Below are 26,675 nucleotides of genomic sequence, written 5' to 3'. Positions count from 1 at the left end.
AGATCAGCGCAATAAAAAGGCGGATATTTTATCAATATCCGCCTTCTTTTTAATTTCTTGTCTAATCAAGCATTAATCGAACAAACGATCAAAGAATGATTTTTTCTTCGGTGAAGAAGCACTGTCTTCGCCATCAAAAGAAGCTTGTAACTCTTTAAGTAATTCACGTTGACGAGAATTTAGGTTGACTGGAGTCTCGACCACAATACGGCAGAGTAAATCACCCACCATGCTGCTACGTACTGGACGAACGCCTTTGCCACGTAAGCGGAATAATTTACCTGTTTGAGTTCCCTCAGGAATCTTCAAGCTAACGCGACCTTCCAAAGTTGGAATTTCAATTTCTTTACCAAGTGCAGCATCAGCAATGCTTACTGGTACATCCATATAAAGATCGGCACCGTCACGTTGGAAAATTTCGTGTTCACGAACTACAACTTCAACGTACAAGTCACCTGATTGGCCATCACGAATTGCTTCGCCTTTACCACTCAAACGAACGCGGTCACCATTATCTACACCCGCTGGAATGGTAACTTCCAACGTTTGTTGACGGTCAGCTACACCTGAACCATGACATGCCTGACAAGGATTTTTAATAATTTTACCTTGGCCACGACACGTACCACATGTTTGTTGTACAGAGAAGAAACCTTGCTGCATACGTACTTGTCCTGAACCATGACAAGTTTTACAGGTTTCAACATCTTTTGGATTTTTAGAACCTTTACCATCACACACATCACATGGTGCAGGAGCAGTAAAGGTAATGGTTTTTTTCACCCCTTTTACAGCTTCTTCAAGGGTAAGTTCCATTACATAGCGTAAATCTGATCCGCGACGTTGACGTTGTTGACGTCCACCACCACCGAATGCACCACCGAAGATATCACCGAACTGACTGAAAATGTCTTCGGCACTAAATCCGCCGAAGCCGCCACCGCCGCCGCCAAAGCCGCCTTCGAACGCATTATGACCCATGCGATCGTACATGCTACGCTTTTCACTGTCCGATAAAACTTCATAAGCTTCAGCAGCTTCTTTAAATTTCTCTTCAGCTTCGGCATTGTCAGGGTTTCTATCAGGATGATATTTCATCGCCAATTTACGGTAGGCTTTTTTGATCTCATCATCACTTGCGGTTTTTGAAACGCCTAAAACCTCATAATAATCACGTTTAGCCATTTTTGGCGGTGCTCCTCACGGAATTTTATCAATACTCTATTGCCGACTAAATGGGGGACTTTAGCCGAATTTACAAGGGGAAAATGTTCAAAAAATAGATATATTAAAAAACTGCCTTATTTTTTAAATATTTAGACAAGCCTTTTAACCATGCATTTAATAGAAATAACCACGCGATAGCGCTAAAAACTACACCAGCAACTGTAGAGGCGGTGACCCAAAGATTGCTGTCCCATGCAAAGAAGAAGAGCGGAATAAACCAGACCACAGCAAAAATTGCCATACAAAGAAATAGAATCCCGTTGCGCATAATCCATAGTGCATGCGCATGAATCCAAACTTCAGCATTATCTACCACTGCTACTTTACGAGCGACCAAATAAGCAAAGGCCGCAAAAATAACCGTAAACAATGCAAGAAACATGAACGCATAAGAAATTACTATATAACGGCGATGCTGTTCGATATGGTCTTGCCCCATCTGTATTTCACCTCAATTCACTGCATTTTGCCTATTTTTTATGCAGTGAAATAATCCTGTATTTTTTGTGTAAAGACAGGTGCTACTATATTGGAGTTTTCAATATTTCGCACCTTTATTCACAAAAAATTTATGTATTTTATGCGGTTTTTTTCACCTTAAACCACGCTGCATACAGTGCAGGTAGGAAAAATAATGTCAGTAAGGTGGCAACAATCAATCCACCCATGATCGCAACTGCCATCGGACCAAAGAAAATACTCCGCGAAAGTGGAATCATGGCCAGAACCGCAGCTAAAGCAGTCAAAATAATTGGACGGAATCGACGCACTGTCGCTTCAATAATCGCTTCCCAAGTTGGATGTCCTGCTTGCCTATCTTGTTCAATTTGATCAATCAAAATAAGCGAGTTACGCATGATCATGCCAGAGAGTGCAATTGTGCCCAACATGGCCACAAAGCCAAATGGTTTGTTAAATAACAGTAAAAATAAAACCACACCAATTAAACCAAGCGGAGCTGTTAATAACACAATGGTCGCGCGAGATAAGCTTTTGAGCTGAATCATAAGTAATGTCATGACCACAGCCAAGAAGAGCGGCATACCCGCATTAACGGAATTTTGCCCACGTGCAGACTCTTCTACAGTTCCCCCCACTTCAATGAGATAGCCACTTGGCAATTCAGCGCGTAACTTATCCATTGATTCAGCTAACTCACCAACCACTGTAGCGGGCTGTAGTTGAGTTCGGATATCTGCGCGAACTGTAATCGTCGGTAAACGGTTACGATGCCAAATTAAACCATCTTCAAACTTATACTCAATTTTAGCGATTTGAGCTAAAGGTACTGTCGTTCCATTGTTCGTAGGTACAGCTAAGCTTGCCAATGAAGCCACTTCAACACGTTCTGCCTGGTCTCCGCGTAAACGGATTTCAATGAGTTCACGCTTTTCACGATATTGCTCAATCGCACTACCTGTAATTGATGCATTAATAAAGTTCGCTAAATCCAGACTCGATACACCCATTTGTCGAGCACGGTCTTGGTCAATCTGAATGGAAATGATCTTACTCGGCTCACCCCAATCTAAGTGTACATTAGTGGTATTCGGGTTTTCACTCATCACCTTAGCGACCTGCTGTGCCTCTTTACGCACCAGATTCAAATCTTCCCCTGACACACGATATTGCAATGGATAACCAACAGGCGGGCCATTTTCTAGTAATGACACGCGAGTACGAACTTGCGGAAGTAATTGCTTAATTTGTGTGTCCAACGAACGTCGAATTTCATCACGATCATCCAGAGATGATGCGAGCACAACAAACTGTGCAAAGCTGGCTTGTGGTAGTTGCTGATCTAACGGTAAATAAAAACGTGGTGAACCTGTACCGACATACGCTACATAGTTATCAATCCCTTTTTGTTTAGACAGGAAGTTTTCAACTTTTTTTACAGCTTGTTCTGTTGCTGTTAAAGAAGCACCTTCTTCAAGTTTTAAATCAACTAAAATCTCAGCACGGTTTGAAGGTGGGAAAAACTGCTGAGGTACCAGTTTAAACATCAGCACAGATAGCACAAAAATACCTACCGTAGTCGCAATTACAGTTTTACGGTAGGTCACACAAAACTCGACCATCTTTCTAAAACGTAAATAGAAACTAGATTGATAAGGATCGTAGTGATGGTCCTGAGAAATAGCCACAGTTTGCGGTTGCGGCTTTTTAGTTAATCTTGCCCATAGGCGAACATACCAAGGTGCCTGATGGCCTGTTTTGGTAAAATCGGGTAATAGCTTTTCACCTAAATAAGGCACAAATAAAACCGCTGCCACCCAAGAGACTAGTAAGGCAATCGTTACCACCTGAAAGATAGAGCGAGTGTATTCACCGGTACCAGATTGAGCTGTCGCAATAGGTAAAAAACCCGCCGCAGTAATCAAGGTTCCGGTGAGCATTGGAAATGCTGTGGTTTTCCATGCAAATCCGGCGGCTTTAATTCGGCTATAGCCCTGCTCCATCTTAATTGCCATCATCTCGACCGCAATAATGGCATCATCGACTAATAGACCTAGCGCTAGAATCAAGGCACCGAGTGAAATCTTATGCAGTCCGACATCGAATAGATTCATACCCGCAAAGGTCATTGCTAAAACTAAAGGAATAGAAAAAGCGACAACCAGTCCCGTACGGAAACCTAAAGAGAAAAAACTCACTAATAAGACAATAATGACTGCTTCAGCGAGTACCTTCACAAACTCATGAATACTACGTTGTACTGCTACAGGTTGATCGGAAACTTTTTGCAGTTTCATACCTAGAGGTAGGGTCTTTTGTAGTTGGGCAAACTCTGTTTCCAGATTTTTACCTAAGGCAATAATGTCACCGCCCTTACGCATGGATAGGGCAATACCAATACCATTTTCACCCATAAAACGCATACGTGGTTGAGCAGGTTGGCTAAAACCACGATAGACATCCGCAACGTCACCGAGTTGAATGGTTTTATCGCCAACCAACAAAGGTGTTTTTTTAATTTCCTCAATGTCTTGTAAATGACCGCTTACTCTAATTTGAATACGGTCTGTGCCCGTTTCAAAAAAGCCAGCACTTGCCATACTATTTTGCTTTTGTAAGGCTTCTTGAATTGCTGTAACCGGTATTCCAAGCTGTACCGCTTTAGTGTTAGAAATCACAATCCAGATTTTTTGATCTTGTAGGCCAATCAATTCGACCTTACTCACATCCTTGACTCTTTGAAGCTGTAATTGCAAACGGTCTGCATATTCTTTTAAAAGCGCATAGTCAAAGTCTTTGCCTGTCAGTACATAAATATTACCGAAAGTGTCTCCAAATTCGTCATTGAAAAATGGACCTTGTACACCATTTGGTAGTTCATGGCGAATATCATTCACCTTCTTACGAACGTTGTACCAAACATCAGGAATCTTGTCAGAAGTCAGTGAATCCTTGGCAACGAATGTGACCATTGACTCACCCGGTCGGGAGTAAGCCATAATCTTGTCATACTGCCCTGTTGTCATGAGTTCCTTTTCGATACGGTCAGTCACCAGCGTTGAAACTTCTTTCGCGGTTGCCCCTGGCCAGTAGGTTTGTACAACCATGACTTTAAAGGTAAATGGCGGGTCTTCACTTTGTGAGAGTTTTGAATAAGAGATCGCGCCGATAATGCCAAGCAAGAGCATAAAATAAAGGACCAGACCTTTATTTTTTAATGCCCATTCCGAGAGATTGAATTTCATGGCTGTTTCACTCCCTGAATTTTCACCGCACGGTTTTCACGGTCAATCGGGTGAATCTTCTGCTTATCACGTAGCAGATGTACGCCGCCAATCACAACCCAATCATTTGGAGCTAAACCAGATATGACAGGTACGCTATCTTTGCCATATGCACCAATCGTTACAGGTACTTTACGTAAAGTTTGATTTGCATTAACTACCCACACATAAGGCTGGTTATCTGTTGCTGAAACACTCGAAAGTGGTACGCTCATCACGTTGGTTTGAGTCGAACTAAAAAATACGCGTGCACTTTGTCCAAGCTGAATAGCAGACTGGCCTTCTTTGAGTGCTACCTTCACTGTAAAAGTACGGGACTGGTCCGCTGCTGGAGAAACTTCGCGAACATATCCGGCAAATTTTTCATTCGGTTTAGACCACAAGGTAATCCAAGCAGCTTGGCCAACTTTAATCTCGCTAACCGCTTGTTCTGGTACACCAATGACAACTTCACGTTCACCATCAATGGCAAGTTGATAAGCAGCTTGTCCTGCTGCCACCACTTGTCCAATTTCTATGTTTCGCGCAGTAATAACACCATTTTTGTTAGAAACGAGTTGGTTATAACCTGTTTGGTTGGCAGACACTTCGTAGTTAGAACGAGCTTGCTGTAAGGCTGCTTGTGCTGCATCATATTGATTTTTTACAGTGTCATATTGTGAACGGCTTACAGCATTAATCGGGAGTAATTGCTGAAAACGTTTAAGTTCATCTGCTGCCGTTTTTGCTGAAGCCTGTGCATTGTCTAGCTGAGCTTTAGCGGCATTTAATTGTAGCTGAGCATCTGCCACATCAAGCTTTGCTAATACTTGTCCTACTTTAACTCGGTCGCCTACATCCACATAACGAGCCGTAACTTGTCCACCTACCCGAAATGCTAAAGCCGTTTGTTGTCTCGCTTGAACATCCCCTGCATAGCTTTTTTGTTCATTAAGTGTGGTTAAGGGCTGTGCCACCATCACATAAGGTATTTCTTCTGTTTTTGGAGTCTCTTTACTACACCCCATTAATGTGACCATACAAACAATCACCATACTCATGATGAGAGGTTTTAACACATTCATATCTTATCGCTCTTATTCAAACTGATTTTTTAAGGCACAATATGCTTGCATCATAGTTCGTTTATTTTTTAATTAATATACCCATGGGTACATTAATTAAAGAAAAACATATAAGTGTTTATTTTTTAAAATTATTATTTAGAGGGTTTTGTGCAAACAGTTAATCAAAGTGGTCGCCCGAAAGATCTAGAAAAACGTGCTCGTATCTTACAAGCCGCTAAAGCTATTTTTTTGAAATCTGGCTATCACGGTACCAGCATGAACCAGATTGCACAGGAAGCAGGTGTAACTAAACTGACGGTCTATAACCACTTTCAAGACAAAGCCAACTTGTTTATCTGTGCGATTACAGAAACCTGTGAAGAGACACTGTGTACTAAACAATTTGAATTAGATGCATCGGCAGATTTTTATCAAGCCCTCTTTATTGTTTGTTCACGCGCCTTGCAAATTATTTACTCACCTGAGGCACTTAAACTTGAACATGTTTTATTTGAACTTGCAGCAGAACAAAGTCCACTCGCCCTACAGTTTTTTGATGCATCACATACGCGACTGCAAAATCAGTTAACTGAGTTTTTGCAAAAAGCGGCTCAATTAGGTTTTATTCAAACCGATCACCCAACCTATCAAACCGAGCTTCTTTTGTCTTTATTGCTTGGTGTACGTCACCAGAAGGTTTTACTGGGGATCATTGCTGTACCCAATGCGCACGAGCTTGAACAAATTATTCAAGATGCAATTCATTTATTCTTGCTCAAATACCAGAATTAAACCAAAGTCCGATTGTCAAAAGTTGTGCTGAGTGCATGTCATCTTTTCAGCCTCAACATGCGAATTAAATGTTATTTTTTAAGCAAAAATTCACATTTTCTTACGCTCAAAGCTTGGAATGTTCGCTAATCGCGCTATATTCGATAAGAATAAGAACAGGAGAAAAATAGCATGGTTCAGCAAATCGATGCGCCACTGCGTGAGGATGTCCGCTTACTTGGCAACTTGTTAGGTGAAACCCTAAAACAACATGCAGGACAAGAACTGTTTAATCAGATCGAGCAAATCCGTGCTCTTGCCAAAGGTGCACGTGATGGTCAAGCTGAAGCCGAAAAGCAACTAGAACAATTATTTTTAGAACTGCCCGATGAAGAGTTACTTCCTCTTACCCGCGCGTTTTCTCATTTCCTAAATTTTGCCAATATTGCTGAGCAATATCATGTGGTGCGTAGCCGCAGACAGGCAGAATTTGATCCGGATGCAAACTCTCCGAACCCCCTTGTTCACTTATTTCAAAAATTTAAAGATAAAAGTATTTCGACAGAAAAACTGTTCCAGCAAATTTGTGATCTTAAGATTGAACTGGTACTTACGGCGCATCCAACAGAAGTGAGCCGTCGTACCCTGATCCAAAAATATGATGATATTAATGCTTGCCTATCGCAGCTTGATCAGCAAAAACTCACGCCACGCGAACGTCAAAATGCACTAGCGAACTTAAAGCAACAAATTAGTTCGGCATGGCAAACGGATGAAATCAGACAGCACCGCCCTACTCCAGTCGATGAAGCAAAATGGGGTTTTGCCACAATTGAGCAAACACTTTGGAATGCTGTACCTAAATTCATTCGCGAATTAAATGAGTTGGTTCAAGAAAATTGCCAACTCAATTTACCACTGAACATTGCACCAGTACGTTTTGCATCTTGGATGGGTGGAGACCGTGATGGTAATCCAAATGTTACACATCAAATTACCCAAGAAGTGCTCTGGTTATCACGCTGGCAAGCTGCTGACCTCTACCTAAGAGATATCGAAAATTTACGTTGGGAACTTTCAATCCAGACGTGTTCTGAAGAAATGATTCAGGCCATTGGTAGTCACCATGCCGAACCTTATCGTGAGTATTTACGTGCAACACGAGAACGTTTAAAAGCGACCCGCCACTGGTTAGCTCAGCGCCTACAAGGCTTAGAAGCAGACGACAGCAATGTCATTAAAAGCAAAGATGAGCTTTTACAGCCACTATTGTTGTGCTATCGCTCTTTAATCGACAGTAATCTGCCTGAAATTGCGAATGGTCAACTACTCGACTTTATTTACCGTGTGAACTGTTTTGGTATTGAACTACTTAAACTTGATATTCGCCAAGAATCAGGTCGTCATCGTCAAGCGATTTCAGCAATTACCGAATATTTAGGTTTAGGTAATTTTGAGTCATGGACCGAACAAGCGCGCCAAAACTTCCTTATTCAGGAATTACAAAGCAAACGCCCACTTCTACCGAAATACATTAATGAACCTGAAGGGAGTTTGATTGGTCATCCAGATGTTCAAGAAGTATTTGCAACCATGCGTACTTTGGCAGACCAACCACCTGAGTCTTTAGGGGCTTATATTATTTCTATGGCTGAATATCCAAGCGATGTTTTGGCTGTATTGTTATTGCAAAAAGAAGCTGGCATTCAACATCCTTTACGTGTAGTTCCTCTGTTTGAAACTTTAAAAGATTTAGATGGCGCTGCAACGACCATGAATACGCTGTTCAATATGCATTGGTACAAACAGCACATTCAGGGTAAACACGAAGTCATGATCGGTTACTCCGACTCTGCAAAAGATGCGGGTTTCATGTCTGCCAACTGGGCGCAATATCGTGCTCAAGAAGAGCTAACTGCAATTGCTCAAACACACGGCGTACAGTTAACGCTGTTCCACGGCCGTGGTGGTTCAATTAGTCGTGGTGGTGCTCCAACACAACAGGCACTATTTTCACAGCCGCCAGGTTCAATTTCTGGTGCAATCCGTGTCACAGAGCAAGGGGAAATGATCCGCTTCAAATTTGGTCTAGAAGGCATTGCTATGCAAAACCTTGAGATCTATACCGCAGCAACACTTGAAGCGACCTTATTACCGCCACCAGAACCTAAAACTGAGTGGCGTGAACTCATGAACCGCATGACTGATCATTCTGTTAAGGTCTACCGTCAAACAGTTCGTGAAAACCCACACTTCGTGAAGTATTTACGTACGGTTACCCCTGAACTTGAATTACAAATGTTGCCTTTAGGCTCACGTCCTGCAAAACGAAAAGTGAGTGGCGGCATCGAGTCTTTACGGGCGATTCCATGGGTATTTGCTTGGACACAAATCCGTTTGATGTTACCTGCATGGTTAGGTACTGGCGCAGCAATTAATGAAGTAATTGCTGATCAGCAAAAAGCAACCCTTGATGAAATGCTCCAGCAATGGCCTTATTTCCAAACACTCATTGATATGCTGGAAATGGTATTGTCTAAAGCTGATGCCAACATTGCACTCTATTACGAGTCTCATCTGACTGAAGATGAAGATTTGAAAGTTCTTGGCAACCAATTACGTCAACGTCTAAAAGATGCTGTTGAAACCTTGCTTGCATTAAAAGATGAATCAAAGCTTCTTAGCAATAATGAAGTTCTCGATCAGTCTATGCAGGTTCGTAAACCATACTTATTGCCTTTGCATCTTTTACAAGCTGAACTCATGAAACGTCGTCGTGATTATCTCGCTGAACGTCAGGCAGAGAATACCCCTGTTGACCATGCACTTATGGTGAGTATTGCAGGTATCGCGGCTGGTTTACGTAATACAGGCTAAACTGATTTTACCGATTGTTTTATAAAGCAGTGCATCATGATGTGCTGCTTTTTACTTGCAAAGTTCTCTATTTTTCTTAAATTTTCCTCGATTTTCTATTTTTTATAATATTTTTTTTAAAATCAAAAAATTAATTTTTATGATAAAAAAATAACTAATTCCTTATATTTAGAAAACATAAAATTATACCGATCGTTAAAAAATAATTGCTTTTCACATACATACTTCTCTCTGGAGATTAAATGCATTCTCAAGAAAGAGTATCATTGCACCAATTAAAAAATAATGAGCTTATTTTATGTCCAACTGGTTTCCAAAATGGCAGCCTTACCAAGGTGATGTTGACCATCGGCCGGTCTCTACCAATGAATATCTCCCACCCGTTCAAAGTGCTATTTTAGGTATTCAACATGCGTTTGCCATGTTTGGAGCAACTGTTTTAGCACCTTTACTCATGGGGTTTAATCCTAACCTTGCTATTTTAATGTCTGGAATCTGTACCATCCTGTTCTTTTTAATTACAGGTGGTCGTGTTCCGAGTTATTTAGGATCAAGTTTTGCCTTTATTGGTGTGGTTGCAGCAGCAACCGGGCATATTACAGGTTCGGGTGCCAATCCAAATCTATCGATAGCTTTAGGTGGAATCGTAGCATGTGGTGTTTTTTATGCCATCATCGGTTTTATTGTGATGCTTACGGGTACGCGCTGGATTGAAAAACTCATGCCGCCTGTAGTGACTGGCGCCATTGTGATGATTATTGGTCTCAACCTTGCACCTGTTACCATTAAAGGCGTTGCAGGCCAACCATTTGAAATGTGGATGGCTTTAATTACCGTACTTTGTATGGGCAGTATTGCAGTCTTTACGCGTGGCTTATTGCAGCGTCTACTTCTGTTGGTTGGTTTGATTTTGGCTTATGTCATTTATGCCATCACCACCAATGGACTAGGTTTTGGTAAGCCAATCGATTTTAGCCAGATCTCACAAGCTGCATGGTTTGGGATTCCAAGCTTTTCACATCCTACTTTTGACACCAACGCTATGCTAATTATTGCGCCAGTTGCGCTTATTTTAGTAGCAGAAAACCTAGGTCATATTAAAGCTGTTGGCGCAATGACTGGTGAAAATCTGACTCCACAATTAGGCAAAGCATTTGTCGCAGATGGTTTAGCAACAACGCTATCCGGTAGTGTCGGTGCTCCGGGCATGACCACTTACGGCGAAAACATTGGGGTGATGGCAGTCACTCGTGTGTACTCAACCATTGTTTTTGTAATTGCGGGTATCTTCGCAATTTTCTTAGGTTTATCTCCAAAATTTGGCGCGGTAATTAGTACCATTCCAAGTGCGGTCTTAACAGGCGCATCTATTGTTGTGTTTGGTTTAATTACCATTGCTGGTGCAAAAATCTGGATCGAAAACAAAGTTGATTTTTCTAACAATAAAAATCTAATTGTTGCTTCAGTCACGATTATTTTAGGTGCTGGTAACTTTGAATTATTGTTCGGTAATTTCAATTTAGGTGGTATTGGTACCGCAACTTTTGCAGCCATTATTTTAAATTGGCTGTTTAGTTTAAAAGATAAAACTTAAATTCAAAAAGGCAGCGCAAGCTGCCTTTTTTCATTACGATTTAGTATGATGACTTTTTACTCTTCAATACGTTTCCTGTCATGCGTTTTGATTTTTTTGATTTACAACTGGTTCTTCATATTGTCTCTACAGGTAGTCTAACCAAAGGTGCAGACCGCTCTGCAATTTCACTTCAAGCCGCCAGTGAACGTATAAAAAAACTCGAACAATATTTTGAAACGCCCTTATTTATTCGCCAAACTACTGGCGTAGAACTCACCACAGCAGGACACGCGTTTGTAGAACATGCTCGTCAGCTTTTAGCACAAAAAGATCAACTCGAACAAGAAATGCAGCGCTTTAGGCCACCTACATCAGAGTCATTAACACTTTGGTGTAACTCTTCCGCACAAAGCGAATATTTGCCTCCGTTATTACCTCAATATTTAGTGCTTCATCCTGAAATGAATATCGATTTACATGAAGCAGAAAGCTCGGAAATTGTAGATGCACTCACGCAAGGTATAGCAAGTCTTGGACTGGTCTCCAGTTTTTTTGATACCAGACATTTGCAAACGAAAGAATTTGCGAGTGATCCATTAGTTCTGATTTGTCCTGCTACGCATGAGTTAGCTCAATATCAAGAACTGAACTTGGTAGAGGCTTTAAGCTATGGTTTTATTGGTCTTAAGTCCCATCACTCTTTGCAACAGTCCATTGAAACTCAAGCTAAGTTATTAGGCTTTAACATACAGTACCGTTTGCGCTTACCTAACTTTGGGGCGATTGCTGAGGTCGTTGCCAAAGGCGTTGGAATTGCGATTATGCCAGCTCGTGCTGCACAGCGTTTGCAATCAAACTATGATTTTCATTCCATTCAACTGCAAGGTGCTTGGGCAAATCGTAAACTGCTTTTGGCGACCCAAAATTTCAACCAGCTGCCTAGCAGTTACCAACAGTTTGCAGATTTTTTATTGCAGCATCGTCCTGAAAAATTGGCTTAATGCAAAATCATATAAAGACCTAATGACATCAAGCCTATAAAAAATATACGACGAAATTTTTGCTCATTTAAGCGGTAACGAATTTTTTTACCCACCCACATTCCAACGAGCGCTGCCAACAATGCAGCAAACGATAAACGATAGTCCAGTGTTATTCCCGACATAGGGTTATGGTGTAAAAACACTGCAAGACAAATGGTAGAGATAGTAAACGTTAAACCTAATGCCTGTACCAACTCATCACGTTTTAAATGCAAAGACTGCAAATAAGGAACGATTGGAATAATAATGACACCTGTTGCTACAGTTACTGCCCCACCGATATATCCAATAATTGGTGATAGCCAACGTTCATGCTTTCCTAAGTGTGGAAGTCTCTTTACGCACAGCCCATAGAGTCCATATAAGGCCAACATACACCCTAATAAAATTTCACTACTATGCCCATGACTTTGACTTAAAGTAGGTAAAAAGCTCCATATTGAACCTACTATAATGCCTACAAGCAACGTCCAGAAACGGCGAATAAACGCCCAGACATGTCCTTCAGCAAAAAGTTGCCAGACATTGGTGACCATTGAGGGAACAATGAGCAGAGATGCTGCCTGAAAAGGGCTCATTGCGATGGTGAGTAAACCCATCGATACTGCGGGTAATCCTAAACCGATCATGCCTTTAATCATGCCCGCAAAGGCAAACACCACCATAATAATTGCTAGAAATGTCACTGTTTATCTCCGTTTCCTACAGGGTTATGCTACGGAAAAAACAGGTTCTGCCCTATTCTTGTTTTTAGAAGTGGGCCTCAATTAAAAGTTGAGGCTGTTTTATATTTCTCTTCTAATACATTGCTAAAAATACTTTCAATCATCCACACACGATACAAGCTATTGAATACATAAGTCTGACCATCAATACGCAATTCTAAAACCGGTAAATCAGGCTGATGTTTATCTTTACACAAGGCATCATTTTGCGCCAAAACAGATTGCACATCTTGGTCGGTTAGCTGCTCAATTCCCAACTGTTGCTGTAATTGTTGAAAATGCTTTAAGAAAGATAGATCTTTTCCTTTCGTCCAAACAGCCTGCAAAATAGTGAAAATCGTATCGATTTGCTGATTTTCTTGCACACTATAGAAAAGCTTTGCCATTTCCAGTGTACTTTCCTCGGTAGGGCGACAAAACGGTGTAAAGGCCACACCTGTTCTTTTAGAAACACGTGTCGCCAAACTCCAGTCAAACCAATCTCGACCTTGATAACTTAACGGGTAAACTTTTAGTTGAATATCATAATAATCGGCCAGTTCTTCCTTGATATAAGCAAGTAACAACCAACTCATTGGGTCTTCTAAAGCAATATAGACATCCAGCTCAGGATGAAGCGTCTGAATCTCGGTAAGCGCCTCAGCATCGTTAATCAAATGTTCACGCCATTCGATATGATTAATTAAAAAAATCGGATTACCAGTCAGTAGCTTTTGCTGCTTCAAACGACGAGTCAAACGTAGTAAATCATCTACTGCATGATATTTACGTCCACCAAATTCAAAGTATGCCGCAGGTACAGGCTCATCCGTAAAAATACGTTCCGAGAAATGTTGAGGAAGCTGATGTTTAACTGCCATGGCATGTAAAGTACGTAACTTTCCATATTGTTGTTGCCAAAGCATGTGGAAAATATCTTCTAGTAAATGGAAGAAATTCTGACCTTGTAATGGGGTTCTTTTTAATATGACTGCCGCTTGTTTTAAAGATTCTGGGCTTGGGATTTCTGGAAATTCATCGAAACCGAAACGATGTTGTTTGGCTAATATCTTGGCATCATTTAAACAATAATTTTGCCACTCTTCATGCGACATGCTGTTTGGAGGTTCAGAAGCCGTATGCGAAATAATTATTTTTAAAGGCTTAAGTTCATCACTTAAAATTTCATCTAGCTGAGACAATTGCTGAACAGCCAAATAGCTATACACATCATCAAGTCGTAAATAAATACTTAAACCATTTTCCGTGGGTAACACCGCTTGACGAGAAGGCTTTTGGTAAAACCAGCTCGATCGAATAGGGTCAAACCAACGGCGTAGCAGTGACATGAGTTGTGCCTCTAAAAATTAAATCCTAAGCGTGATCAAAGATTATTTTGATCATAGTGCAAGGTAAAACAGTAGTCGAGATGAAATATAACTACCGTAGTTTACGCAGAAAATAAGACATGTTTTTAGCAAGTTTCTACGTAGGTGAAGATTTTATCACCATTTTATGGCAAACCCATAGAATGATCTAAAAACACCTTTTTCTACAAGCTGATTTTTTTTACCAGACATGAAAAATGCACCCTTAACATGATAGCAATTCATCGTGTTAAAGGGTGCATGATTCCTAATCAATTATTAAAATTGAATATTTTATAGAACGCGTACAGCTCCTTTCGCTGCACTTGTTGTATGCATTGCATAAACTTTTAACGCTTTTGATACTTTACGTTTACGTTCTTCTTTCGGATGCCAGCCTTTCGCTTCTTGAACTGTACGGCGATGCGCTAAAGTCGCATCGTCAATATTCAAGTGAATGGTACGGTTTGGAATATCGATTTCAATAGTATCACCATCTTCAACCAAACCAATTGCACCGCCTTCAGCCGCTTCTGGTGAAACGTGTCCAATCGAAAGACCTGATGAACCACCAGAGAAACGACCATCCGTTACTAATGCACAGTCTTTACCTAAACCTTTCGATTTAAGATAGCTGGTTGGGTAAAGCATTTCTTGCATACCCGGACCACCACGTGGGCCTTCGTAACGAATGACAACCACATCGCCAGCTTTAATGTCATGACCTAAAATTGCATCTACAGCTGCATCTTGGCTCTCAAATACACGCGCTGTACCCGTAAATTTCAAGATTGATTCATCAACACCCGCAGTTTTCACGATACAACCATCAAGCGCAATGTTGCCGTATAGAACGGCTAAACCGCCATCTTTAGAGAAAGCATGTTCTGCATTACGGATCACGCCTTTTTCACGGTCGCCATCTAACGTTGAATAGTAACGATTTTGAGAGAATGCAACTTGAGTTGGAACACCGCCCGGAGATGAACGATAGAATTCGTAAACGTCTGCATCTTCAGTACGAATAATGTCCCACTTATCTAATGCATCTTTTAAAGTTTTCTCGTGTACTGTTGGTACAGATACATCAAGCAAATTCGCGCGATCAAGTTCACCTAAGATGGCCATAATACCGCCAGCACGATGAACATCTTCCATATGAACGTCTTGTTTTGCAGGTGCTACTTTAGACAATACAGGAACTCGACGTGATAACTCGTCAATATCGTCCATTGTAAAATCAACTTCTGCTTCACTTGCCGCAGCCAATAAATGTAGAACAGTATTGGTTGAACCACCCATTGCAATATCAAGGGTCATCGCATTTTTAAATGCAGCCTTTGTTGCAATCGAACGAGGTAAAATACTTGCGTCGTTTTGTTCGTAATAGCGCTTAGCTAATTCAACAATAAGCTGACCTGCTTTTAAGAATAATTTTTTACGGTTTGCATGCGTCGCAACAATCGAACCATTACCTGGTAAAGATAAACCTAAAGCTTCTGTTAAACAGTTCATCGAGTTTGCAGTGAACATACCTGAACATGAACCACAGGTTGGACATGCCGAACGTTCAAATTCTTCAACTTCTTCGTCTGTATAACTTTCATCAGCTGCAACAACCATTGCATCTACAAGGTCAATCGCTTTTTCATTACCACGGAACTTGACCTTACCCGCTTCCATTGGTCCGCCAGACACAAAAACAACAGGAATATTCAAGCGCATCGCAGCCATGAGCATTCCCGGAGTAATCTTGTCACAGTTTGAAATACAAACCATGGCATCTGCACAATGTGCATTCACCATATATTCAACTGAATCAGCAATCAAATCACGTGATGGAAGTGAATAAAGCATGCCGTCATGCCCCATTGCGATCCCGTCATCAACTGCAATCGTATTGAACTCTTTAGCAACACCACCTGCTGCATGAATTTCTGCCGCGACAAGCTGCCCTAGATCTTTAAGATGTACATGGCCCGGCACAAATTGAGTAAATGAGTTGACCACCGCAATAATTGGTTTGCCGAAATCCTCATCTTTCATTCCTGTTGCACGCCATAAGCCACGTGCGCCAGCCATATTTCTTCCGTGTGTCGATGTTTTTGAACGATAGTCAGGCATTAGTGTTTCCAACAAGTTGTGCTTGAGCAGAATTTTTCCCGCTCTGGCGAATGATACTGATATAGCGTTAGATCAGTCGGAATATTGACTCATCATCATAATTTGATCATTCTCCATTCTATAGAAGCAAATAATATTCGGAAAGCCAAGAACAGTAATAGTCAGTCAATATTTAGCAAAACTTACATGAATAATTTTTTATTTTTTCATAACCTTTTTTTATCAATAAAAGTTTTTCAATAATTTTTTGTTCACTATTTAAAAACTAAAACGCTCAATCTCCATGAGTTTAGGGCTTCAATCGTTTTTCACGTATACTACGCGTAAACTCTTTTTGGATTGCATTTGTGAAAATTATTTTTGCTGGCACCCCCGAATTTGCTGCAACAGCATTAGCGGCTTTATTAAAAACTTCCCATGAAATTATCGCGGTTTATACTCAGCCAGATCGTAAATCGGGTCGTGGACAAAAACTAACGCCATCTTCTGTAAAACAGCTTGCACTTGAACATAATATTCCAGTCTATCAACCGCTTCATTTCAAAGCTTCAACTGAAGAAGGTTTAGCAGCTCAACAAGAACTGGCTGCTTTAGGTGCTGATGTCATGGTGGTTGCAGCCTATGGTTTGATCCTTCCACAAACTGTGCTCGATACACCGAAATATGGCTGTTTAAATATTCACGGCTCACTATTACCACGCTGGCGCGGTGCAGCACCAATTCAGCGTGCAATTGCAACGGGTGATGAAGAAACCGGAATCACTATCATGCAAATGGCAGCTGGTTTAGATACAGGCGATATGATGTATAAAACCTATTGCCCAATCACTAACGAAGATACATCAGCGACTTTACACGACAAACTAGCCGCTCAAGGTGCAACGGCAATTTGTGCGGTACTCGAGTCGGAAGAAACACTACAAAAATATTTAGCAGAACGCGAAGTTCAAGACGAAAGCTTAACGGTCTATGCACATAAATTAGTGAAATCAGAAGCTCGTATTGACTGGTCAAATGATGCTGTGCAAATTGACCGAAATATCCGTGCCTTTAATCCTTGGCCCGTCGCTTTTGTTCAACTTGATGAAAATAATGCTCTGCGTGTCTGGAACTCAACAATTTCTAGTCAAAGCAAAGCAAATGCTCAAGCTGGTGAAATTATTGCAATCGATAAACAAGGCGTACACGTTGCTTGTGGTCAAGATTCATTTATTTGTTTGACTAGCGTGCAATGGCCGGGTGGCAAAGCATTAAATGCTCAACAAATTGCACAAACTCAAAAACTTCACGTAGGACAAATTTTGCCATGAGTCAGGTTACCTCAAATTCCTCACGTTTTAACCTGCGTGCTCAAGTCGTCCAGACATTATTAAAAGTCCAGCAAGGTCAATCGCTCGCGAGTATTTTAAATACACAGCTCAATCAAGTTGCAGAGCGTGATCGTGCTTTATTTCATGAGCTCGTTTTAGGTACATTGCGCCAATGGTTTGCACTTAAATCAATTAGCTTACCTTTGCTGAGTAAACCTTTAAACAATGAGACAGTAGAAACCTGCCTATACGTTGGTCTTTATCAAGTTTTATGCACGCGTATTGCAGCGCACGCTGCCATCTCGGAAACAGTAGATGCGACTAAACAACTTGGGTTCCCTGCACTCAGTGGTATTGTAAATGCTATTTTGCGCCGAGCTACTCGTGAAACTGATGAGTTCGAGCAAGGTTTACAACAAGCACATGGCTTACCAAGTTGGCTTTTTAAACGCTTAAAAAAGGATTGGGGCGAACAAACCGAAGTGCTCTGCCAATCATTAAAACAAGTTGCGCCTTTAACCTTACGAGTGAACCAACGACATATTGGCCGTGATGCTTATTTAGCAAAATTACAGAGTTTAGAAATTCAGGCACGTGCATGTACTTTGTCCGAAGCAGGTATTGTTCTTGAGCAATCTGTACAAATCACTCAGTTACCTGGTTTTGAACAAGGCTGGTTCTCTGTACAAGATGAACATGCACAGCTATGTGCAAACTTATTGCCTGATTTAAACAATAAAACAGTTATTGATGCATGTGCTGCCCCCGGGGGTAAAACAGCTCATTTACTCGAAAAGTTTAAACCTGCTCAGCTTATTGCTATTGATCAGGACCCGAGTCGTTTAGTCCGTGTGACTGAGAACTTAAACCGACTACAGCTAGACCAAAGCCATACAGAAATCTTGGCAGCCGATGCAACCCAATGGGTGTCTGCACAGCCAGTAGATTGTATTGTGCTTGACGCGCCTTGCTCTGCAACAGGTGTAATTCGTCGTCATCCTGACATACGCCTATTGCGCCAATCTAGCGATATAGCTCAAACCATTGAGCTACAAAAGCAAATTTTGGAACATATGTGGCAACAACTCAAAGTTGGCGGTACATTGCTCTACATTACCTGTTCAATTTTAAAAGCTGAAAATGAACAACAGATGATTGACTTCTTTGCAGAACATACTGATGCAAAAGAAGTGAAAATTGAAGCGGATTGGGGAATTGAACAAACCCATGGCAGACAATTATTGCCACAAGCGCAGTCTGGTGATGGATTTTATTATTGTAAAATTCAGAAAATTGCATAAAAAAAGCAGGCTTAAAGCCTGCTTTTTTACTCGATCAGTATCAAAGTGTGTGCTGATCTTTTACTTCTTCTAAAACGTCATCTAACTCTTCAGGATGCTTCGATAAATGGATAATGGATAAAACCAAACCACCCCATAAAAACACCATCGAAATTACCATCATCACGATTGCTGAAGTATTCATTATTCTATCCTCCTAGCGATCTTTCATTTTGCTTAAAACGATTGCAACGACTGCACAGAAAATCACACTGCCCCAGCCGAATACACCTTGTAAGCTCATACTATAAGTATCATAGCCATTTTTGATCAAATTAAATACAGTCATACTGAGTGTAGTTAACAAGATTAATGATGTAATGACTGTTAAAGTGAAATCCCATCCCTTACCTAATTGAATAGTTGAGATGCGATTCACGTGATCACGAAGTTCCTTCAATGCAGAACGCTTAAACCAAGCCACGGTAATAATAGAAAGTAAAGCACCACCAATAATACCGATGTTATTGATAAAGTGGTCAACGATATCAACTAACTTAATTGCGTTTACACTTGAGAATAAAATAATTGATACAAGCGCACTACCACCACCAATAATGGTTACAGCTTTTTTACGACCCCATTTCAATTTATCCTGCATTGCTGCAATAGGTACTTCCAAAATACTTACCATCGAAGAAATACCTGCGACGAAAAGCGAAGAGAAGAATAAGAAACCAAATAAATCGGCACCTGTACCTAAACTTGAAATAATTTTAGGGAAGGCAATAAATGCTAATCCAATCCCACCACTCACCACATCTTTAACTTCAGTACCTGCCGCATGTGCCATAAAGCCAAGCGCTGCGAAGATACCAATACCAGCCAAAATCTCTGTTGATGCATTAGCAAAACCAACGATTAAACCAGAACCTGTTAAATTCGTTTTTGGTTTCAAATAAGATGCATAAGTCACCATGATCCCGAAGCCAACAGATAGTGAGAAGAAAGTATGGCCGTAAGCTGCTAACCAAACTTTATAATCCATCATTGCTGACCAGTTCGGCGTAAAGAAAGCGTTTAAGCCTTGAACTGCACCTGGTAAACGTAATGATTGAATCACTAAAATAGTGAAGAGAATGAATAATAATGGCATGAAAATCTTATTTGATAATTCCACACCTTTTTTCACGCCACCATAAAGAATGATTAGAGTAAGTGCCCAAATCCCAACAATCGGCCAGAATAAATGACCTACAAACTGTAAATCAAAACCGGTTGCTTTTGTGGTTTGCAAATAGGTATTAAAGAAGAAACCTTCCGGATCGCTTCCCCACATTTGACCAATGGAGAAGTAAACATAACTACCAGCCCAAGTGAGTACACTTGCATAATACAAACCGATGATGATACAGACACAAACCTGCCACCAACCTAATGTTTCTCCGCCTTTAAATAGGGCGCGATAAGCTTTAGGAGGGGAGTTAGTACTACGATGACCTACCGCATAATCTAAAAATAATAACGGTAAACCAGCAGTAATGAGTGCCAATAGATAGGGAATAAGAAACGCTCCTCCACCATTTTCATAAGCAACGTATGGAAAGCGCCAGATATTACCTAAGCCTACAGCCGAACCAACGGCTGCAATAATAAAACCAGATCGTGACGTCCAGTTTTCACGAGAATCTGTCATAGAACACCTAATGTTAAAAGATTACTTATTTTTACTGCTATTGTTGATTGTTATTCCGCATGCAAAAAAAGAACCAAAAAATACTTTTGTGTTTGTAGAAAATAAAACGAACCTTTTGAGTATTTTTATTCCCTTAACAAACAAGCAAAAATAGAAAATTCTTCCTTAAAGATTTTTGTCCATTTTTTGCCCCTATATAGCTGAACAATACCTGTTTTTATTTCTTTTTACTGTAATTTCCGTCAGAAATTTTACGAATTTTATTAGTTTTTTTCACAATTGGTTATTTTTCAGCTTATATTTACGTTCTACTACTTGTAGCTCAACTTTATTGTTCAATGACATTTTCTTCCAACTCTTAAAAAAGCTTCCTTAATTACTCTACTTATCCACTAATTTATTCATAATTCTCTGATTTTCAAATTAGACTTATTACCCTCATATAACTAAATGACAAAATTTATACTAAAATTTTTAGCTAATCAGAATCTTCTAAATTAAAGATCTAATAATAATTATTTGAAATAAATAAACTTTTTCTATGTATAAAAATTTATTCCTATTATACGTACCAGCTCTTTATTTTTTATCAATGCATCTGTAGCAAGATGTCTATATCATGCGCACAAAGATTTCTTTTATGCGGATGTAAAAATGAAAATATTAAAAATATCTTTATTAACGCTCGGGATCGGCTTAAGTGGCTTTGCTCAAGCAGACTTTGTAGGAGTAAAAGGAGACGTAGGCTACTGGTTTTATGACGGTAAAGCGAATATGTCTTCTCAATCAGCTGAAGATCAAGATTTAGATCGGAAAGGCAGTGCTCAAATTTCATTAGCAGTAGAACACCCAATTCCATTTATTCCCAACGCAAAAATTCGCTACGTAAATTTAGATACGGAAACTAAATCGGAAACTTTAGGTCAAGCCAACTATAAAGTTGATTTAGATCATAGCGATTTTATCCTTTACTATGAATTACTAGATAATATCGTAAGTGTGGATGCTGGTCTTGGTGCAACAGTATTAAATGGTGATATTACTGCATACACAGGCAAACGCGTGGATATTGATAAAACTTATCCTATCGCTTATTTGTCGGGAGAAGTAAAACTTCCATTTACAGGCTTAAGTGCTAAAGGTGAAGCAACCTATACAAACTTTGATGATGCACGAATTACTGATGCATTAGCAGAAGTGAAGTATAAATTTGCAGATAACCTTCTCATTGATCTTGGTTTAACAGCAGGTTATCGCGTACTTAATATCGATTTAGATGACTACGATAATAATGATCTTAAATTTGAGTTCAAAGGTCCCTATATAGGCTTGGAAGCACACTTCTAAATCAAACATTCAGATATAAAAAAGAACTCTATATGAGTTCTTTTTTATTTAAATCATATCTAAATAACCTGAATATTCTCGAATCCTTTGACACCATGCTTGAATATTTGGATATAACGTTAAATCAAAGCCACCTTCTTCAGCGACATGCGTATACGCATATAAGGCAATATCAGCAATGGTTAATTCATTTCCAACAAGATAGTCATGCTCTACTAAAGCATTATCCATAATTGATAATGCTTTATGGCCTTTGGGCTGTAAATTATGATATTCCTCGATTCTTTCTGCTGGTAAGCCTAAATATTTATTAATAAAACGAGCAACTGCAATAAATGGTTCATGGCTATACTGCTCAAAGAACATCCACTGATACATTTTTGCTTTAATAAAAGGATCTGTAGGAATAAATTTTGTTCCTTCAGCGACATAACCTAAAATAGCATTTGATTCACTCAAAACACGACCATCATCCAACACTAATACAGGTATTTTTCCATTAGGATTTAAAGATAAAAAATCTGCTGTTTGAGTGTCTTTTTTTAAAATATCAACGTGAATCCATCTATGATTAATATTTAATAAGGAAAGTAATAGTTTAACCTTATAACAGTTACCCGAACCCAAATCACCATAAACTACCATAGGTGCTTTTCCTTATTATTTATATTCAAAAGATTAAATTTCTTAGTATTTATAACACAGCTCGTCCTTAGTATTTTTAAAATCTTATAGGCATAAAAAAACACCCCCAGTATTAGTGGGGGTGTTTAGAATAATGAGCTGGCGATGACTTACTCTCACATGGGTAACCCCACACTACCATCAGCGCTAAGAGGTTTCACTTCTGAGTTCGGGAAGGGATCAGGTGGTTCACTCTTGCTATGGTCGCCAGCACAACTGGTATGGATACTTGCTTCGTTTTATTCACATGGTGATACGTTGCGTTTTCCAAATCTTTACAGACGGGCTGATTGAATCTGACTTTATCTGTTCATTTTAGCTAAGCGTTTAACTAAATCAAGTTGCTTTGCATGTTTATGAATCGATTGATGCTTCATATACAACTGCTTGGGTGTTGTATAGTCAAGCCTCACGAGCAATTAGTATTGGTCAGCTTCACATATCACTATGCTTCCACATCCAACCTATCAACGTCCTAGTCTCGAACGGCTCTTTAGAGGAATAAATTCCTAGGGAAATCTTATCTTGAGGTAGGCTTCCCGCTTAGATGCTTTCAGCGGTTATCCCTTCCGAACATAGCTACCCGGCGATGCGACTGGCGTCACAACCGGTACACCAGAGGTTCGTCCACTCTGGTCCTCTCGTACTAGGAGCAGATCCTCTCAAATTTCCAGCGCCCACGGTAGATAGGGACCGAACTGTCTCACGACGTTCTAAACCCAGCTCGCGTACCTCTTTAAATGGCGAACAGCCATACCCTTGGGACCTGCTTCAGCCCCAGGATGAGATGAGCCGACATCGAGGTGCCAAACACCGCCGTCGATATGAACTCTTGGGCGGTATCAGCCTGTTATCCCCAGAGTACCTTTTATCCGTTGAGCGATGGCCCTTCCATACAGAACCACCGGATCACTAAGACCTACTTTCGTACCTGCTCGACTTGTGGGTCTCGCAGTTAAGCGCGCTTTTGCCTTTATACTCTACGCGTGATTTCCGACCACGCTGAGCGCACCTTCGTACTCCTCCGTTACTCTTTAGGAGGAGACCGCCCCAGTCAAACTACCCACCAGACACGGTCCTCGTCCCGGATAACGGGACAGAGTTAGAACCTCAACATTACCAGGGTGGTATTTCAAGGACGGCTCCATTGGAACTAGCGTTCCAACTTCAAAGCCTCCCACCTATCCTACACAAGTAAGGTCAAAGTTCAGTGTCAAGCTGCAGTAAAGGTTCACGGGGTCTTTCCGTCTAGCCGCGGGTACACTGCATCTTCACAGCGATTTCGATTTCACTGAGCCTCTGCTGGAGACAGCGCCGCCATCATTATGCCATTCGTGCAGGTCGGAACTTACCCGACAAGGAATTTCGCTACCTTAGGACCGTTATAGTTACGGCCGCCGTTTACTGGGGCTTCGATCAAGAGCTTCGCTTACGCTAACCCCATCAATTAACCTTCCAGCACCGGGCAGGCATCACACCCTATACGTCCACTTTCGTGTTTGCAGAGTGCTATGTTTTTAATAAACAGTTGCAGCGGCCTGGTTTCTGCGGCTGTCGTCAGCTCAGGAAGCAAGTTCCATCACCAACAACAGCGTACCTTCTCCCGAAGTTACGGTACCATTTTGCCTAGTTCCTTCAGCAGAGTTCTCTCAAGCGCCTTGGTCTACTCGACCTGACCACCTGTGTCGGTTTCGGGTACGATTCCTGTGTAACTGAAGCTTAGAGACTTTTCCTGGAAGCATGGTATCAGCCACTTCGCTGTACAAGTACAGCTTGCTATCGGATCTCAGTATAGAGTACCCCGGATTTGCCTAAGATACATACCTACATCCTTCCACCTGGACAACCAACGCCAGGCTGACTTAACCTTCTCCGTCCTCTCATCGCATTACACAGAAGTATTGGAATATTAACCAATTTCCCATCGACTACGCCTTTCGGCCTCGCCTTAGGGGTCGACTCACCCAGCCCCGATTAACGTTGGACTGGAACCCTTGGTCTTTCGGCGAACGGGTTTTTCACCCGTTTTGTCGTTACTCACGTCAGCATTCGCACTTCTGATACCTCCAGCATACTTCTCAATACACCTTCATCGGCTTACAGAACGCTCCCCTACCACTTGACTAATGTCAAATCCGCAGCTTCGGCACATAGTTTTAGCCCCGTTACATCTTCCGCGCAGGCCGACTCGACTAGTGAGCTATTACGCTTTCTTTAAAGGGTGGCTGCTTCTAAGCCAACCTCCTAGCTGTCTATGCCTTCCCACATCGTTTCCCACTTAACTATGATTTTGGGGCCTTAGCTGGCGGTCTGGATTGTTTTCCTCTTGACTACGGACGTTAGCACCCGCAGTCTGTCTCCCGGATAGTACTCATAGGTATTCGGAGTTTGCATCGGTTTGGTAAGTCGGGATGACCCCCTAGCCGAAACAGTGCTCTACCCCCTATGGTATTCGTCCGAGGCGCTACCTAAATAGCTTTCGGGGAGAACCAGCTATCACCAGGCTTGATTAGCCTTTCACCCCTATCCACAAGTCATCCCCTGGCTTTTCAACGACAGTGGGTTCGGTCCTCCAGTTAGTGTTACCCAACCTTCAACCTGCTCATGGATAGATCGCCTGGTTTCGGGTCTATACCCAGCAACTAAACGCCCTATTAAGACTCGGTTTCCCTACGGCTCCCCTATACGGTTAACCTTGCTACTGAATATAAGTCGCTGACCCATTATACAAAAGGTACGCAGTCACACCACGAAGGTGCTCCCACTGCTTGTATGCATGCGGTTTCAGGATCTATTTCACTCCCCTCACAGGGGTTCTTTTCGCCTTTCCCTCACGGTACTGGTTCACTATCGGTCAGTCAGGAGTATTTAGCCTTGGAGGATGGTCCCCCCATATTCAGACAAGGTTTCACGTGCCTCGCCCTACTCGTCATCATTATGTGTGCCCTTTCGTGTACGGGAATATCACCCTCTACGTTCGCACTTCCCAGAGCGTTCCACTAAAACACACATAACTTAATGGGCTGATCCCCGTTCGCTCGCCGCTACTGAGGGAATCTCAATTGATTTCTTTTCCTAAGGGTACTGAGATGTTTCACTTCCCCTCGTTCGCCTTGCAACACTATGTATTCATGTTGCAATACCTACCTTAAAGTAGGTGGGTTTCCCCATTCAGAAATCTCCGGATCAAAGGATATTTGCCGCCTCCCCGGAGCTTATCGCAGGCTATTACGTCTTTCATCGCCTCTGACTGCCAAGGCATCCACCACATGCACTTAATTACTTGACTATACAACCCCAAACAGTCGTCAACACCTACAAGTGAGTGTTGTCCGTGCGATTCTTCATCGCTACTATCTGTTGTCTGTGTACTTAAACACTGTACAGCTTCAATCTAAATTCATATACCAAAACGCTTGATTCAGTTAATTTGCTAGTTCTCAATTCATTCAGATTAATTGCTTAATCTAAACTCTTGAGTGAACAATTTATTTCAGACTCAATTTTGCCAATCTGTTAATGAATAAACATGCCTTCGTCAGGTCATGCTTAATACCGTGATATTTAAATCACAGAAGTTAATAAACCAAGATCATATAATCTCTATTTACTAATTTCTGTAATCCGAACTTCTCTTAAGTTCTGGTGGAGACTAGGAGAGTCGAACTCCTGACCTCCTGCGTGCAAAGCAGGCGCTCTACCAACTAAGCTAAGTCCCCAGCTTACATCATCAGTCATGTATCTTTTATCTATAACTTTAACCAGTCAAAGTCATGGTGGGTCTGACAAGACTTGAACTTGTGACCCCACGCTTATCAAGCGTGTGCTCTAACCAACTGAGCTACAGACCCTCAGATACATCTATGAAGAACAACTTGTT

At 41.1% G+C, this 26,675-nt stretch carries 17 protein-coding genes, 2 tRNA genes and 2 rRNA genes; 7 read left to right on the top strand and 14 right to left on the bottom strand.

What is annotated here, in order from left to right:
* Nucleotides 1–72: 72 nt before the first annotated feature.
* The 4 genes from dnaJ to SOI81_RS00165 form a co-directional block, all read right to left on the bottom strand.
* Nucleotides 73–1,185, bottom strand: a complete 1,113-nt coding sequence (gene dnaJ / locus SOI81_RS00180; protein WP_002119101.1) for a molecular chaperone DnaJ — start codon at nt 1,183–1,185, stop codon at nt 73–75.
* Nucleotides 1,186–1,288: 103 nt separating this feature from the next.
* Nucleotides 1,289–1,666 carry a hypothetical protein gene (locus SOI81_RS00175; RefSeq protein ID WP_004790237.1) on the bottom strand — a complete coding sequence of 126 codons (378 nt, stop codon included), beginning with the start codon at nt 1,664–1,666 and terminating at the stop codon, nt 1,289–1,291.
* Between the two features lie 139 nt (nt 1,667–1,805).
* Nucleotides 1,806–4,931 (bottom strand): efflux RND transporter permease subunit, encoded by a 3,126-nt coding sequence (locus SOI81_RS00170; RefSeq protein ID WP_320541075.1) that lies wholly within the window; start codon nt 4,929–4,931, stop codon nt 1,806–1,808.
* On the bottom strand, nt 4,928–6,034 hold the full coding sequence (locus SOI81_RS00165) for an efflux RND transporter periplasmic adaptor subunit (protein ID WP_320541074.1): 1,107 nt from the start codon (nt 6,032–6,034) through the stop codon (nt 4,928–4,930). The genes SOI81_RS00170 and SOI81_RS00165 overlap by 4 nt, the downstream gene beginning before the upstream one ends.
* A 150-nt stretch (nt 6,035–6,184) precedes the next feature.
* On the opposite strand from SOI81_RS00165, the gene SOI81_RS00160 reads away from it, so the two are divergent.
* The 4 genes from SOI81_RS00160 (at nt 6,185) to SOI81_RS00145 (ending at nt 12,241) form a co-directional block, all read left to right on the top strand.
* The gene (locus tag SOI81_RS00160; protein ID WP_016142656.1) at nt 6,185–6,808 is read left to right on the top strand and encodes a TetR/AcrR family transcriptional regulator; all 624 of its coding nucleotides are present in this window, start codon (nt 6,185–6,187) and stop codon (nt 6,806–6,808) included.
* 171 nt (nt 6,809–6,979) lie between these two features.
* A complete protein-coding gene (ppc, locus tag SOI81_RS00155; RefSeq protein WP_239968728.1) occupies nt 6,980–9,664 on the top strand; it encodes a phosphoenolpyruvate carboxylase in 2,685 nt (894 codons plus the stop codon).
* Between the two features lie 298 nt (nt 9,665–9,962).
* The gene (gene ycdG / locus SOI81_RS00150; protein ID WP_320541073.1) at nt 9,963–11,258 is read left to right on the top strand and encodes a solute carrier family 23 protein; all 1,296 of its coding nucleotides are present in this window, start codon (nt 9,963–9,965) and stop codon (nt 11,256–11,258) included.
* Nucleotides 11,259–11,338: 80 nt separating this feature from the next.
* The gene (locus SOI81_RS00145; protein ID WP_224992243.1) at nt 11,339–12,241 is read left to right on the top strand and encodes a LysR family transcriptional regulator; all 903 of its coding nucleotides are present in this window, start codon (nt 11,339–11,341) and stop codon (nt 12,239–12,241) included.
* On the opposite strand, the gene SOI81_RS00140 is transcribed toward SOI81_RS00145, so the two are convergent.
* From SOI81_RS00140 to ilvD, 3 genes are all read right to left on the bottom strand, one after another.
* Nucleotides 12,238–12,969: a sulfite exporter TauE/SafE family protein gene (locus SOI81_RS00140; protein WP_239976277.1), complete on the bottom strand. Its 732-nt coding sequence runs from the start codon at nt 12,967–12,969 to the stop codon at nt 12,238–12,240. The genes SOI81_RS00145 and SOI81_RS00140 overlap by 4 nt on opposite strands.
* Before the next feature lie 77 nt (nt 12,970–13,046).
* A complete protein-coding gene (locus SOI81_RS00135) occupies nt 13,047–14,336 on the bottom strand; it encodes a hypothetical protein (RefSeq protein WP_005066551.1) in 1,290 nt (429 codons plus the stop codon).
* 312 nt (nt 14,337–14,648) lie between these two features.
* Nucleotides 14,649–16,478 carry a dihydroxy-acid dehydratase gene (gene ilvD, locus SOI81_RS00130; protein WP_239976278.1) on the bottom strand — a complete coding sequence of 610 codons (1,830 nt, stop codon included), beginning with the start codon at nt 16,476–16,478 and terminating at the stop codon, nt 14,649–14,651.
* Nucleotides 16,479–16,825: 347 nt separating this feature from the next.
* On the opposite strand from ilvD, the gene fmt reads away from it, so the two are divergent.
* Nucleotides 16,826–17,788 (top strand): methionyl-tRNA formyltransferase, encoded by a 963-nt coding sequence (gene fmt, locus SOI81_RS00125; RefSeq protein ID WP_239976279.1) that lies wholly within the window; start codon nt 16,826–16,828, stop codon nt 17,786–17,788.
* Nucleotides 17,785–19,089 (top strand): 16S rRNA (cytosine(967)-C(5))-methyltransferase RsmB, encoded by a 1,305-nt coding sequence (rsmB, locus tag SOI81_RS00120; protein WP_320541072.1) that lies wholly within the window; start codon nt 17,785–17,787, stop codon nt 19,087–19,089. Before fmt ends, rsmB begins: the two co-directional genes overlap by 4 nt.
* A 40-nt stretch (nt 19,090–19,129) precedes the next feature.
* Here the strand turns inward: rsmB and SOI81_RS00115 are convergent, their stop codons facing one another.
* A complete protein-coding gene (locus tag SOI81_RS00115) occupies nt 19,130–19,273 on the bottom strand; it encodes a methionine/alanine import family NSS transporter small subunit (protein WP_016142648.1) in 144 nt (47 codons plus the stop codon).
* A gap of 12 nt (nt 19,274–19,285) precedes the next feature.
* Nucleotides 19,286–20,764, bottom strand: coding sequence for a sodium-dependent transporter (locus tag SOI81_RS00110; RefSeq protein WP_016142647.1), 1,479 nt, complete (start codon nt 20,762–20,764; stop codon nt 19,286–19,288).
* Between the two features lie 654 nt (nt 20,765–21,418).
* On the opposite strand from SOI81_RS00110, the gene SOI81_RS00105 reads away from it, so the two are divergent.
* Nucleotides 21,419–22,111 carry a TIGR04219 family outer membrane beta-barrel protein gene (locus tag SOI81_RS00105; protein WP_239977419.1) on the top strand — a complete coding sequence of 231 codons (693 nt, stop codon included), beginning with the start codon at nt 21,419–21,421 and terminating at the stop codon, nt 22,109–22,111.
* A gap of 48 nt (nt 22,112–22,159) precedes the next feature.
* Here SOI81_RS00105 and SOI81_RS00100 read toward each other — a convergent pair whose 3' ends face one another.
* The 5 genes from SOI81_RS00100 to SOI81_RS00080 all read right to left on the bottom strand — a co-directional run bounded on the left by SOI81_RS00100 (nt 22,160) and on the right by SOI81_RS00080 (nt 26,646).
* Nucleotides 22,160–22,756, bottom strand: coding sequence for a glutathione S-transferase family protein (locus SOI81_RS00100; protein ID WP_320541071.1), 597 nt, complete (start codon nt 22,754–22,756; stop codon nt 22,160–22,162).
* 136 nt (nt 22,757–22,892) lie between these two features.
* Nucleotides 22,893–23,007: ribosomal RNA gene (gene rrf, locus SOI81_RS00095) — 5S ribosomal RNA — on the bottom strand.
* A 186-nt stretch (nt 23,008–23,193) separates the two neighbouring features.
* Nucleotides 23,194–26,084, bottom strand: a 23S ribosomal RNA gene (locus SOI81_RS00090).
* Nucleotides 26,085–26,438: 354 nt separating this feature from the next.
* Nucleotides 26,439–26,514: transfer RNA gene (locus tag SOI81_RS00085), tRNA-Ala, on the bottom strand.
* 55 nt (nt 26,515–26,569) lie between these two features.
* Nucleotides 26,570–26,646: transfer RNA gene (locus tag SOI81_RS00080), tRNA-Ile, on the bottom strand.
* Between the last annotated feature and the right edge of the window lie 29 nt (nt 26,647–26,675).

This window comes from Acinetobacter pittii, from assembly GCF_034067285.1.
In the GTDB taxonomy this organism is placed as follows: Bacteria; Pseudomonadota; Gammaproteobacteria; order Pseudomonadales; family Moraxellaceae; genus Acinetobacter; species Acinetobacter pittii_E.
This window is presented reverse-complemented; position numbering and strand designations above follow the sequence as displayed.

Coding starts and splice junctions, on each gene's coding strand:
- dnaJ (WP_002119101.1), bottom strand. CDS start 1,185: ATGGCTAAACGTGATTATTATGAGGTTTTAGGCGTTTCAAAAACCGCA.
- SOI81_RS00175 (WP_004790237.1), bottom strand. CDS start 1,666: ATGGGGCAAGACCATATCGAACAGCATCGCCGTTATATAGTAATTTCT.
- SOI81_RS00170 (WP_320541075.1), bottom strand. CDS start 4,931: ATGAAATTCAATCTCTCGGAATGGGCATTAAAAAATAAAGGTCTGGTC.
- SOI81_RS00165 (WP_320541074.1), bottom strand. CDS start 6,034: ATGAATGTGTTAAAACCTCTCATCATGAGTATGGTGATTGTTTGTATG.
- ppc (WP_239968728.1), top strand. CDS start 6,980: ATGGTTCAGCAAATCGATGCGCCACTGCGTGAGGATGTCCGCTTACTT.
- ycdG (WP_320541073.1), top strand. CDS start 9,963: ATGTCCAACTGGTTTCCAAAATGGCAGCCTTACCAAGGTGATGTTGAC.
- SOI81_RS00145 (WP_224992243.1), top strand. CDS start 11,339: ATGCGTTTTGATTTTTTTGATTTACAACTGGTTCTTCATATTGTCTCT.
- SOI81_RS00135 (WP_005066551.1), bottom strand. CDS start 14,336: ATGTCACTGCTACGCCGTTGGTTTGACCCTATTCGATCGAGCTGGTTT.
- ilvD (WP_239976278.1), bottom strand. CDS start 16,478: ATGCCTGACTATCGTTCAAAAACATCGACACACGGAAGAAATATGGCT.
- rsmB (WP_320541072.1), top strand. CDS start 17,785: ATGAGTCAGGTTACCTCAAATTCCTCACGTTTTAACCTGCGTGCTCAA.
- SOI81_RS00115 (WP_016142648.1), bottom strand. CDS start 19,273: ATGAATACTTCAGCAATCGTGATGATGGTAATTTCGATGGTGTTTTTA.
- SOI81_RS00110 (WP_016142647.1), bottom strand. CDS start 20,764: ATGACAGATTCTCGTGAAAACTGGACGTCACGATCTGGTTTTATTATT.
- SOI81_RS00105 (WP_239977419.1), top strand. CDS start 21,419: ATGAAAATATTAAAAATATCTTTATTAACGCTCGGGATCGGCTTAAGT.
- SOI81_RS00100 (WP_320541071.1), bottom strand. CDS start 22,756: ATGGTAGTTTATGGTGATTTGGGTTCGGGTAACTGTTATAAGGTTAAA.